A 12464-nucleotide genomic window follows, 5' to 3' on the forward strand; every position below is an offset into this window, starting at 1 on the left:
TTTTTTACAATTGACTATAAAATAAGTCAAATTGCGTGTTCGCATTATATTGTTCTATCGCCCATTCCTGAACAAGAACTTTATCATAGCCCTCCCTATTATCTCTTATCTTAAGTATTTTAGAAACGGCTGAATCAACGTCCTCCGGAGATACCAAATATTCTTTTTCAAGAAATCCCGGCACAGTCTCTTTGATAGGATCAATATTAGATGCTACAAATGGTGTGCCCATAATCATCGCTTCTATTAAAGAATTCGGTTGTCCCTCAGTAATAGAGGGAAAAAAATAACAATCCATAGTCAGCAAAAAACTGGCAATATCTGAACGATTATTAAAAAGAAATATACGCTCACTCCACCTCTTTTCCTGTACTATATTTTGTAGATTATCCCTCACCCCGTTTCCACACATGATAAAATAGATATCTGGATTACTAGTCAAAAGTTTTTCTGCTACTTTAATAATAGTATTATGATTTTTTGCCTCGTTAAATCTACCTGTATGTCCTACAACAAATGCCCGTGTAGGAATTTTAAATTCTTCCCGAAGCGACTTGCTTCCATAAGAAAAAGACAATAGATCAATACCATTATAGACCACAAGAAAACGCTTATCATCACGCCAAATACCTGAAAAATAATTGTTTAATGCAGTTTTTGAATTAGAGAGGATTGATGTCGAGTAAATCAACACCAATCTACGTACAAATTTGTTGTACATATTTTTAAAAAAACTACCCTTGAATCTATCACTTGAACTTCGATAAAAAGCTATCCTTTTTTCGATATTTGCAAATTTTGATATGGCCAAAACGGCTCCGGAAAAATTGCCAGTAAAATCACATACTGTATCAAAATTCTCTCCCTTCAAGTACCTTAGTAGTTGGATATATTTCAACAAATTATAGAATCCAAGGCTGTTAATCTTCACTTCTAGATTAGGGATTTGTTTAAATGCAGTTTCCAATTGGCCACCTTTCCCTCCTTTGCAATAAACAACAATTCGTTTAAAACCACCTCCTTTTATCTGTAAAAATCTTAACAAATAGTTTTCTAGTCCACCACTATCTAAACCAGTAACAAAGAAAATGATATTTTTCATATTCTAATTTTTCTAGCAAATAATGCGTCTAATAATATAGCATACAAAACAAACTTAGCTGGATTAAGAAAGTTTGATCTATTGATGTAGATCGCTCCACCTATTAAAACAATGTATACCAGCAATAAAGTATGGTTTGCCCTGTGAAGAGAGTTATAGGTTAAAAATGAAATAAAGTATCCAAAAAAAAGAAACACGACTAATGTGAGTGCAAATCCAAGGTTAATGTATAAATCTCCAATAATCTCAGACCCCTCTCCACTAGTATAATTAACCCCTTGACCCCATATGGTAAAAAATAAAGTCGAACTTCGATACATTTCAGGAACATTATAAACCATTGCACTCATAGGAATGATATCGATTACATTTGAAATCAATGAAGCACCGTTTAAATACGGATGGGCATCAGGGACGACATCAAGAGCTCTGTATAGAATCCTCACACTTGATGCTAATTCTTCGGTAGGATTAAATGGATTCTCATTGCTTTGTAGATTTGCATAACCCTCTGTGATGACATTTCCTTCTCTAGTAGAAGCATCTCGTGTTCTTCCTAGCTTTAAAATTGTCAAAAATACCGCTCCTACAAAAAGTAACAATACCAGCTGACTTAACGAAATTCGTTTTTGATAGATCGAATATCCCACAAGAACAGTTAATCCTATTTGCATTATAGGTCCCCTATCCCCAACGCTTAAAAACAAAAGACAATAAGCAATTGCAGTAAAGAAAAGCAATTTATTTTCAAATACCGCCTTGGCTATTTTCTCTTTGGTACCTAATCTATCTTTGTAGTTTATAAAAAAATATATAATTAGAATAGTTAATACAGCCCTCAAGATTAGGAAGATATACGACGCTCCTGAAGCCCAATTATCTGCCCCCGCGTGGTTTCCAGACAAAAAAGATTGCCCAACTACTCCTACAAACGCGATAAACGAAATAAAGAGTATAACATATAATACCCTATTTACTTCTACTTTATAATTAAGCGGCTGTATTTGTTTTCTTCCCTTTTTCAACAAAAACATATAAAACCCAATTATCCAAACTAAAATTACTAAGGTACTAAACCATGTCGCATAATTAACCACAAATTTATTTATCCATATATATTGTGGTCTAGATGGTGAAATACCTACTGCTTCTAAATAGGGTATCTGGAAGTGAACAATTAAGAACCCAATAATAAATAACACGTCATATCTTAACCAAGTATTGTAATACTTATGAACGGTATTAAAGAATAAGATTATATTTAATATAACTAGATAGGTGAGCGTAATATTTAAGGCAGAATCAAAAGCTTCAATTCGTTTAGGACCTAAAACCAGTGAAAAGAAAATGGAAAAGATTGCTATTACCAGCGATACTTTAGTCATATTTTAATTATTATTTTTTTATGAACCGGTCTTCATCTAACGATTCCAATAACTCTTTCTTTTCATTATAGTTCATTCCTTTAGTTTTCACATCAAAAGGTAAGATCTTTTTTTCCAACTCTGACAAAGCACAGATAATTTTTGCGGGATTACCTCCAACTACAGAATCATCAGGTATTGATTTAGTAACAACGCTCCCTGCACCAATTAGAACATTGTTCCCGATCGTGACTCCTGGCAAAATTAGAGCATTATTCCCTATATATACATTATCTCCGATTTTTACCTTGCCGAAAAAGTCAAAGCTAGGGTATTTTTTCCTTAACACTCTTGCTCCTCCGTGAGTAAAAATTTTCACTCCCGCGGTAATTCTAACATCATCCCCGATTTCAATTAAATAAGGTTCTGATCCAAAATTTTTAATAGATATAATTGAATTTTTTCCAACTTTGACCCCAACATATCTTGCGTATTTTGCTCCGGACCAAAACCTTTTCCTATACACATTTAATATTCTGTTTATCATATTTATCCCCTTTTAAGCATCGTGAGCAATATTTTGGTATCTTTTACAACATTTGTTACCTTAAACATCCGTAAGAAAATAATATATAACAAAGTTACTAATGGAAATAACAGTAACATAGCGTATACATCCAATGAAAAAAAGTTTTTTATTGACTCTATTATGAGTGTTATTGCTGTACCAATACATATTACCTTCAAAGTCAAAAATACCTCCATCCACGAAAAACCATTATATACCGTCCGCGAGTGATAATAGTTGATAAAATAACTAAGAACAGATGTAGCTAAAAAGCCGTATAATAATAGTTCAATATCTTTCTCCCGTATTCCAACCAGGATTGATACTGCCATTATAAGAACTTTTATAATCTCAAGCAAAAGAATCTTATCTGTCCTATCAAAAATTTTAAAAAGTACTCTATTGAACATTTCTTGCATATAAAAATAAGATGCGATTACTAACACTTTCATATAAAAAACTGCTCCTAACCATTTCTCGCCATAGAGTATTAGAACTACCTGTTCTGCGTATAAAAAAATAATAAGGCAAATAAAACCAACAAGAACCGTAAATGACGTCACGATATTCGAGTAAAGCCCGTCGAATTTCTTTTTGTCATCTTGCAACCCCGAAAGTGTCGAGAAAACCACCCCAAGTGTAGAGGATTTTATAACACCTACAGGAATTTCCTGAAGTTTTTTTGCTTGATAATATAAACCTGTTTGTTGAATTGCAAAATATTTACCTAAAATTAAACTGTAAATATTATCAAAAGCTGTATTTATTATTGACGCAATAGTAGTATTTAATCCAAATTTATATACTGTTTTAAAAGAATCGATTTTAAAAACAAATTTCCCTGCTGATCCCTCAAATATCCTATAGATTATCGTTAATACAAAAGCATTTGTTAATTGCATAATTATTAATGACCACACTCCTAATCCCCAGTAAGCAAGACTAACTCCTAATAAGGATCCAAAACAAACAGAACAAAAAGTGTATAAAGCTTGTTTTTTGAATTTCAATGCCTTAACAATCTTGGCATTCTGTGTAAACTGGAATGCGTTTATTACCAATACAAAAGATAACGCGATAAGAATATTCTGTAAAGCTATATCATCATAAAAGCTTGCGATGAATCCCGAACTCATAATTAGGGTTAACATAAGAACTACACTAACCAGCAAATTAAATACAAACACTGTCGAAAAATCATCTTCATTAGCATCTTTCTTCCTTATTAACGCTCCCGATAATCCAGATTCTGTTAGTACTTTGGAAATTGTAATAAAAAACATAACAATACCAACTTGTCCAAACTCGTATGGCGTCAACAACCTTGCTAATGCAATACTAGTAAGGAGGTTAATAGATAAATAACCTCCTTGTCCCAATAAAGACCATAAGAACCCACTTACAAAACTACGTTTTACAGAGCTCATGTGCGATATAATAAAAAGCTTTTATTAAAATATAAAACAGCCCGCCGTCCGAGATTAATTATCGATAGATCTAAATCTAGGAATAAAGTTACAATCTCGAATCCGCTTGGCCAGTAATAATACCTTTCACATCATACACCACGGCATTCTCTTTCTTCAAGGCATCCAAATCCAAATCCAAGAACTCTTTATGCGCTACGCCCAACACGACACCATCATATTTAGAACCTTCGGCAAGCTCGCATTGACAAGAAAGTTTATACTCATGCTCCACCTCTGCTGGATTTGCCCAAGGATCGAACGTCGTAACCTTAACGCCATAGTCTTCCAATGCCCTGATCACGTCGACAATCTTCGTATTCCGTACATCTGGGCAGTTTTCTTTAAACGTTACACCCAACATCAACACTTCTGCACCGCTTACATTGATTCCCTTCTTGATCATACACTTCACGACCTGTGATGCGACGTATTCACCCATCGAGTCATTTAGACGACGACCTGCCAAGATGATTTCCGGATGGTAACCGTGCTCCTGTGCTTTTTGCGCTAAATAGTAAGGGTCAACGCCGATGCAATGCCCACCTACTAATCCTGGTTTAAACGGCAAGAAATTCCATTTCGTACCGGCCGCTTCCAATACGGCGTGTGTATCAATATCCAGGATATTGAAGATCTTTGCTAGTTCATTAACAAATGCGATATTGATATCCCGTTGCGAGTTCTCGATAACCTTTGCTGCCTCTGCAACCTTGATCGCCGGAGCTAAATGTGTTCCTGCCGTAATTACAGATTTATATACTTCATCCACCTCTTTTCCGATTTCTAGCGTAGAGCCAGACGTTACCTTAAGGATCTTTTCTACCGTATGTTGTTTGTCTCCCGGATTGATACGTTCCGGTGAATAGCCTGCAAAGAAATCCACATTGAACTTCAGTCCCGAGACCTTTTCTAATACTGGAATGCACTCTTCTTCCGTTACACCAGGATATACCGTAGATTCATATACTACAATATCTCCTTTTTTCAATACCTTACCTACCGTCTCAGATGCCTTATAAAGCGGAGTAAGATCCGGCCGGTTATGCTTATCCACCGGTGTAGGTACCGTTACCACATAAAAATTGGCGTCTTCGATATCGCTCAACTGGTTGGAACAATATAAACCCAAATTTCCATTTCCGAATGGGTTTTCGCGCACAAGGACAGCCTGCAGCACATCGTCTTCGACCTCAAGCGTTAAATCCTTTCCCGAACGGAGTTCGTCTATACGTTTCTGGTTGATGTCAAAGCCCAATGTCGGATATTTTGTAGCGAACAAGCGTGCTAAAGGCAATCCCACGTACCCTAGACCTATAACGGCTATTTTTTTCTCGGTATTCATAGATTTGTGTGTAATATTTTTTCGATTTTATATTTATTTCAAGTTATCCCAGTACCATTTCACGGCTTCTTGTAAGCCTTCGCGGATAACATGTGTAGGTTCGTATCCCAATAGTCGGCGTGCTTTGTCCACGGATGCCAAAGAATGAGGAATATCACCTTGACGATTTGGTCCATGAATCACCTCCACTTTGGCTATTTCCGCATCATATTCCGTTAAAAACTCCTTCAGATAACCTACCAATTCATTCAACGTGGTACGGTCGCCCACCGCAGTATTGTACACGGTATTTACCGCTTCGGGATTATTTGTCAACATTGCCCGCTCGTTCATCTGGATAACGTTGTCTATATAGGTAAAATCACGGGAATAATCGCCTGTACCATTGATTACGGGACTTTCATGGTTCATAAATTTCTTGACGAACAACGGGATCACCGCAGCATACGCACCGTTCGGATCTTGACGGCGTCCGAAAACATTAAAATAACGTAGTCCGATGGTTTCCAGTCCATAAGTCTTCGAAAATATCTCTGCGTAAAGCTCGTTTACATATTTCGTAATGGCGTAAGGCGACAAAGGCTTACCGATCACATCCTCTACTTTCGGAAGGTTTTCAGAATCTCCGTACGTAGAAGAGGAAGCTGCGTAAATAAAACGTTTTACGTCGGCATCACGTGCGGCAACCAGCATATTCAAAAAGCCGGAGACGTTCACCTCGTTGGATGTCTGCGGATCCTTGATCGAACGTGGCACAGACCCCAGCGCCGCTTGATGGAGCACATAGTCTACGCCGTCGACAGCCTTTTCACAAGCTGCCATATCACGGATATCGCCTTCTATCAGTTCAAAGTTTGGATTGCCCTCATGTTGTGCGATATTATAGCGATGTCCGGTCGCAAAATTATCTAGCACGACAACTTGATGGCCTTGATTTAGAAAATGTTCGGTTAAATTGGAGCCGATAAATCCAGCCCCACCAGTGATCAGTATCTTACTCATGTATATGTATTTGCTTAACTATTTATGTGTTTGATCGATTTAACGATTATTTATTTCCGTTTCCATTTTTTTCGCTTTCCTTATCATATACTATCTTACGCAGACCGGAACTCGAAAAGCGGTGGTCGCGGCTGTTGAAGTACAGCTCGATGCCTTTTTCTTCACAGTACTTACGCCCCGTAAAATCTTTATCGCGATATTCATCGCCTACAATACGAACATCCAGTTTAAAAGAACGCAAGATGTCTTCCAGATCCTGCTCGGTGGAGTAGGGTACAATTTCGTCTACATACTGGCATCCGCGCAACTGGATATAGCGCTCTACTACGGTTTGCGTAGGTGCATTTTTCTCTGGTCTGTCCAGCGTTGGATCCATCTGCAAACCACAGATAAGGTAGTCGCACTGACGTTTTGCCTCGGCAAGCATCATGATATGCCCCGCATGCAATAAATCAAAAGTGGAAAAGGTAATGCCAACACGTGGTCCTGGATTATAGTCTTCTCTTTTTTTCACTACTCTTTCTTCCATATCGTTGTCTTTTTAATGCTTAATTGCTCGATAGTGTAGACTTTGCACCGCTATGAGCAATAAAAGTGCCAAGCTATTCACCTATAGCGTAATATTTAAATCCTAAAGTCTCTAATTGTGACCGATCCAATAACTTCCGACCGTCAAAAACAAATGCTGGTTTTTTCATAGCCTCTTTAATCTTCGCCCAGTCATATGTTTTAAATGCGTCCCACTCGGTCAGGACAGCGATGGCGTGTGCGCCGTCCAACGCCTGATAAGGATCATTGACCACTTTCACCAATCGGCGGTTTGCCTCTGGCGTGCGCGTGCCAAGCGCATCTAAATCTTTATATATTTGTTCTACTGATACTTTCGGATCGTAAACAACAATCTGTGCTTCTTCATCCAGCAGGTGGTCAGCGACATAGATAGCGGCAGATTCACGCGTATCATTGGTATCTTTTTTAAATGACCATCCCAAAAAAGCAATATGTTTGCCGTTTACAGTGTTATACATCGTCTGTATAATTTTTTCGGCAAAACGCGTTTTCTGGTGGTCGTTCATGACAATAACCTGTTCCCAATAATCTGCTACGGCGTGTAAATTATAAGAGCGCGCGATATACACGAGGTTCAATATATCTTTTTGGAAACACGAACCTCCGAAACCTACGGAAGCCTTTAAGAATTTCGATCCGATACGGGAATCCATTCCCACGGCTCTCGCAACTTCGTCGACATTCGCACCGGTCACCTCGCAAAGTTCAGAAACGGCGTTGATGGAGGAAACACGTTGTGCAAGGAATGCATTGGCGACCAGTTTCGACAATTCGGACGACCATAGGTTCGTTGTTAAAATCCGTTCCCGGGGTACCCAACTGGCATATATATTTACTAATGCCTCAATCGCTTCGGTATTTTCACCTCCAATCAACACCCGATCTGGATTGTGTAAATCCGCAATAGCGGTTCCTTCCGCCAAAAACTCCGGATTGGAAAGAACATGGAAGTTTACGCCGTTACTCGTATTATCTAAAATACTTTTTAGCGCTTCTGCAGTCCGTACCGGAAGCGTTGATTTTTCAACGACTATCTTATCATCTTTAGCAACGGTGGCGATCTGACGGGCACAGAGTTCGATAAATTTCAAATCTGCGGCTTGTCCTTTTCCTTTTCCATACGTTTTGGTTGGGGTATTCACCGAAATGAAAATCATATCCGCTTCATCGATCGCCTTATCGACATCGGTATCAAAAAATAAGTTACGACCACGCGCTTCAGCCACAACCGCATCCAATCCCTTCTCATAAATAGGAAGCCGTGATAAGTCGTTATCGTTCCATGCAGCAATACGCTCCTTATTGACGTCGACTACCGTAATCTGAATATCGGGATTCTTCTGGGCAATAACAGACATCGTCGGCCCACCGACATAACCCGCTCCGATACACGTAATCTTTTTTATTTGCTTCATATTTGCTGCTTAACAAATTCCTCGGTGAGCTCGAAAGCTCCGTTAAACCTTTTCTCCCTCTTTCTGATACACGACGATGTAGCTACCGCTATCCGGCTTTTCGAAATGCAATTCGATTTCTTTATCGATTAGTTTCTCTGTTTTTTCCGCTATATGCTGTAGATATTCTTTATCTAGCGATTCACCTAAAACAACCACCTCGAGCTGTTTAGATTCCTTTCCTTTCGCATAGGCACCTACCAACATAACTTCGTGCACATCGCCCGAACGCTCCAGCACTTGATCGACTACCTTATCGACGCCCAGAAAAGAATGAACCAATCGTTGGACAGGACTGAACAACGGATGTTGGGTATTCGCCTGATACAGAACCTTCTTCTGATCCTGCTTACGTTCTAAGAAACCCGCTTCGGTAAGTTGGTTCAGTTCTTTGCGAATAGCATTGGTTGATTCATCAAACTCTTCCGCAATACCACGTAAATAGCCGGTATTACCTGCCGATACAAAAAATTTGATCAGTAACTTTAATCTTGTCTTTGAAGTGATTAACGCACCTAACATAGATTTCGGATAGATTGAGCAACAAAGGTACTCGATACTTTTTTAAAATCCAAGTTATTATTTTGTTAAGCGTTGTACCTAAGTTAATGCAGTCATATTGATAGCGGTTTCATTATCCGAGAAACATGCTACCGTATAGGGTACACGCGCTTTAAACGGTTTTGCATTCCCTTCGTTGTCGCTCACCCAACCCGATAAGTTGACATACACTTGCTTACCAACCAATTGACGTAAAGCGTGGCGACGGATTCGGAAACTCGCCGATAATAATTGATTTTCAGTTCCTTTTCCTTTAAAATATAGCTTATTGTCAAGAGAGGGTACGTAAAATGCCCGATGGTTAAAAGACATGTCTTTAATCACGATAGCTTTGACATGCTCTTCACAGCCATGAAGACGTAGCATCACGCTCCCTCGGCGCATATGATCATACGGATCGGCAGATTCTTGGAATTGCACCTCCACGTCCATGTCGATTAAGCGTTTGTAACGTTGATACTTCTGTTGCTCATTTCGCACAAGAAAAAAGATGAATACGAGACCAAGTCCCATAAGCATAGCATAGGTTAATACCTCCATAGTGTAATTTCGTAGATTGTAGATTAAAGACACAAAGGACGAAAAACAGTTGAAAAACAACAAGAAACAAGCGGGGACAAATAGGGGACATTTGGGTGCGGTCAAAAAATAAACACGAACAGTTGCTCATATTCTGAAAAAAACTATCTTTGCCTTTATTTAAATCAAATCTAAATAAGCAAATGTATAGTTTACTCTTTCTGGTACTCTTCTTCGGCTGTTACTTACTCTACATTACTTCCAAAAAGGCAAAACTGGGCAAAGTTCCACCGAGGTTGCGCGCGTTAGCGCAACCGGCTAAAAATGCCAAGCTGATCGCTTCGATACTTTTTGTGTTTTCGTGGCTCGTCATTATCATCGACCAAGGAGTCGGCTCGGGAACTTTCGCTTTTGGCGGCTACATCATGACGATACTCTGCATTGTCGTACTGCTCAATCCTTTGAACTATATCCACTGGAAGCACCTTTTAGGTCTCTTTGTTTTATCTATCCTAATCGAAATCTTTATTTTTTAGTTTATTTTCTCATGCCTGCAAATAAAAAATACTTAAGCAGCCCGTTCCAACGCTTCCTAAAAATCACCGGTGGCTTCGTGGGTGGCTATGTCGTGATGGTCAGCTTCCACTTGATGCTCACCTGCATATTCACTGACCAAGATATTGTCATTACCGCTTATCTATCGGGTTATGTCCTCTGGGCGATCCTCCTTCTATATGCCTTCCTCGTAAAGAATGGCTGGTGGATATGGGTACTTTATCCTGCCTTAACCACCGTTTTTTATCTCCTATTCTATTTTCTACACGCCTAACAATGAACATTCGTAACTACAATATCTATTTCAATACGCATACGATCAGCGGTATTATCATCTGCGCTTTATTATATGTAATCTTTTTCGCCGGTTCGTTCTCTTTCTTCAAGCATGAGATACGCGCTTGGCAACACGGCGCTTCCTACGAGGCGAATAAGGGAACGGAGAAGGACTTTGACTTCTTGTTGGATTCCCTTCGTCAGACGCATGATTTAAAAGGACGTGATATCACGTTTTACATGCAGCCCAACTCTTTCTATGCTTCGGTTAACATGAGCGTATCTAAAGATACGACGGTAAGCAAACCGCAACAAGCTCCTCCAGAAGGGAAAGGACGCGGACGTCGGGGTAGCGGTGACTCTATGTTTTTTTCCTACGATTTCCAGCAGGGAAAGGCAAGCACCTATGCAGAGAGCTATGATATGGGTGAATTTTTATATCGGTTGCATTTTTTAGCCCAATTGAACCAAGTTCCGATACGTGTAGGTTACCCGTTTGGTTACGCGTTGGCCGGACTGGTATCTTTCCTGTTCCTCTTTGCGCTTATCACTGGGCTGCTTCTGCATTGGGATAAAATCGTGTCCAATTTCTTTATCTTCCGTCCTTGGAGTAAATGGAAGACGGTGTGGACGGATATGCACACCGCATTGGGCGTGATCGGCTTCCCCTTTCAATTTATTTTTGCTTTGACAGGCATCATCCTTATCGTGAATACCGTATTGGTCATGCCGTTGAGCAAATACTTATACGACGGAAAACAGGAAGAACTTTATCAGGATTTAGGTTTTTCGGATGGTACCACATACGAATACCGCTATAAACCCATCGATCAGCGTTTTAGTATGAAACCTTATCTCGCAGAATTGGAGGAAAAATGGAAAGGCAGCGAATTTAGCCGTATTTTCATCAAAAACTATGGGGATGAGAGTATGCACTTGATCGTGCATGCCAAGCCAAACTCGAAGTTCAACTTTTCCGGTGAAGGAAAAGCGATATACCGCATTCACGACAATACATTGGTCTACGAGAAGGATCCGCACACCGCGTCCTCCTATAAAGACAAGGTGTCAAGTATTATCTATCACCTGCACTTTGGAGACTTCGGCGGTTATCCGGTAAAAATTACCTTTTTTATACTGGGTATCATGGGTTGTATCGTCATTATCTCGGGGATTCTGATCTGGCTGGTGGCTCGAGACAAGAAGAATATTCCTAAACGTAAAAGGGTTTTCAACTTCTGGGCGAGCAATATCTTTGTGGCGATATGCCTCACTATGCTACCGGTGACGGCACTGACGTTTATTGCCGTTAAAGTCTATCCGGAGGTGAACCAAGATTTTATATATTCGATGTATTTCTACAGCTGGCTGGCTTTGTCGGTATTCTATATCATCCGACGGAATCTGCGCGCAACCAATAAAGAGACCCTTCTATTAGGGGCAATATTAGGGCTGTGCATTCCTATTGTGAACGGTATATACAGCGGTAATTGGATATGGAAAACGTTTGCTCGCGGCGAAACGGATATTTTGTTCTTCGATCTGCTGTGGATTGCCATTGCAGTTGTTGCTATTATTGCGTTTGTGAAGATACAACGGGATGGTAATCACCAGAAAAGCGGCAATCGTTAAAAAAGCATTTTCTTTTTGGAATTATCATCTCAAGTTTTACCTTTGTCTCG

The 12464-nt window shown here is 39.5% G+C and carries 13 protein-coding genes; 3 read left to right on the forward strand and 10 right to left on the reverse strand.

Annotated elements, in window-relative coordinates:
- Positions 1-4 precede the first annotated feature (4 nt).
- From H8B21_RS19595 to H8B21_RS19640, 10 genes are all read right to left on the reverse strand, one after another.
- On the reverse strand, positions 5-1102 hold the full coding sequence (locus tag H8B21_RS19595) for a glycosyltransferase (RefSeq protein WP_190315547.1): 1098 nt from the start codon (positions 1100-1102) through the stop codon (positions 5-7).
- On the reverse strand, positions 1099-2487 hold the full coding sequence (locus H8B21_RS19600; protein ID WP_190315548.1) for an O-antigen polymerase: 1389 nt from the start codon (positions 2485-2487) through the stop codon (positions 1099-1101). The genes H8B21_RS19595 and H8B21_RS19600 overlap by 4 nt, the downstream gene beginning before the upstream one ends.
- A 10-nt stretch (positions 2488-2497) precedes the next feature.
- The gene (locus tag H8B21_RS19605; protein WP_190315549.1) at positions 2498-3013 is read right to left on the reverse strand and encodes an acyltransferase; all 516 of its coding nucleotides are present in this window, start codon (positions 3011-3013) and stop codon (positions 2498-2500) included.
- A 2-nt stretch (positions 3014-3015) separates the two neighbouring features.
- Positions 3016-4461, reverse strand: coding sequence for a lipopolysaccharide biosynthesis protein (locus H8B21_RS19610; protein ID WP_190315550.1), 1446 nt, complete (start codon positions 4459-4461; stop codon positions 3016-3018).
- A gap of 88 nt (positions 4462-4549) precedes the next feature.
- The gene (locus tag H8B21_RS19615) at positions 4550-5845 is read right to left on the reverse strand and encodes a nucleotide sugar dehydrogenase (protein ID WP_190315551.1); all 1296 of its coding nucleotides are present in this window, start codon (positions 5843-5845) and stop codon (positions 4550-4552) included.
- A gap of 33 nt (positions 5846-5878) precedes the next feature.
- A complete protein-coding gene (locus H8B21_RS19620; RefSeq protein WP_190315552.1) occupies positions 5879-6847 on the reverse strand; it encodes an SDR family oxidoreductase in 969 nt (322 codons plus the stop codon).
- Between the two features lie 46 nt (positions 6848-6893).
- Positions 6894-7376, reverse strand: a complete 483-nt coding sequence (locus H8B21_RS19625; protein ID WP_190315553.1) for an adenylyltransferase/cytidyltransferase family protein — start codon at positions 7374-7376, stop codon at positions 6894-6896.
- 73 nt (positions 7377-7449) lie between these two features.
- Positions 7450-8832, reverse strand: a complete 1383-nt coding sequence (locus tag H8B21_RS19630) for a nucleotide sugar dehydrogenase (protein WP_190315554.1) — start codon at positions 8830-8832, stop codon at positions 7450-7452.
- A gap of 42 nt (positions 8833-8874) precedes the next feature.
- On the reverse strand, positions 8875-9393 hold the full coding sequence (locus tag H8B21_RS19635) for a helix-turn-helix domain-containing protein (protein WP_190315555.1): 519 nt from the start codon (positions 9391-9393) through the stop codon (positions 8875-8877).
- A 78-nt stretch (positions 9394-9471) separates the two neighbouring features.
- Positions 9472-9972 carry a hypothetical protein gene (locus tag H8B21_RS19640; protein WP_190315556.1) on the reverse strand — a complete coding sequence of 167 codons (501 nt, stop codon included), beginning with the start codon at positions 9970-9972 and terminating at the stop codon, positions 9472-9474.
- 182 nt (positions 9973-10154) lie between these two features.
- Between H8B21_RS19640 and H8B21_RS19645 the strand changes: the two genes are divergently transcribed.
- The 3 genes from H8B21_RS19645 (at position 10155) to H8B21_RS19655 (ending at position 12414) form a co-directional block, all read left to right on the forward strand.
- Positions 10155-10487: a hypothetical protein gene (locus tag H8B21_RS19645; protein ID WP_190315557.1), complete on the forward strand. Its 333-nt coding sequence runs from the start codon at positions 10155-10157 to the stop codon at positions 10485-10487.
- 77 nt (positions 10488-10564) lie between these two features.
- Positions 10565-10780 carry a hypothetical protein gene (locus H8B21_RS19650; RefSeq protein WP_223815153.1) on the forward strand — a complete coding sequence of 72 codons (216 nt, stop codon included), beginning with the start codon at positions 10565-10567 and terminating at the stop codon, positions 10778-10780.
- 2 nt (positions 10781-10782) lie between these two features.
- Positions 10783-12414: a PepSY-associated TM helix domain-containing protein gene (locus H8B21_RS19655; protein WP_190315559.1), complete on the forward strand. Its 1632-nt coding sequence runs from the start codon at positions 10783-10785 to the stop codon at positions 12412-12414.
- Positions 12415-12464: the final 50 nt, after the last annotated feature.

Source organism: Sphingobacterium chuzhouense (assembly GCF_014692525.1).
GTDB classification, from domain to species: Bacteria; Bacteroidota; Bacteroidia; order Sphingobacteriales; family Sphingobacteriaceae; genus Sphingobacterium; species Sphingobacterium chuzhouense.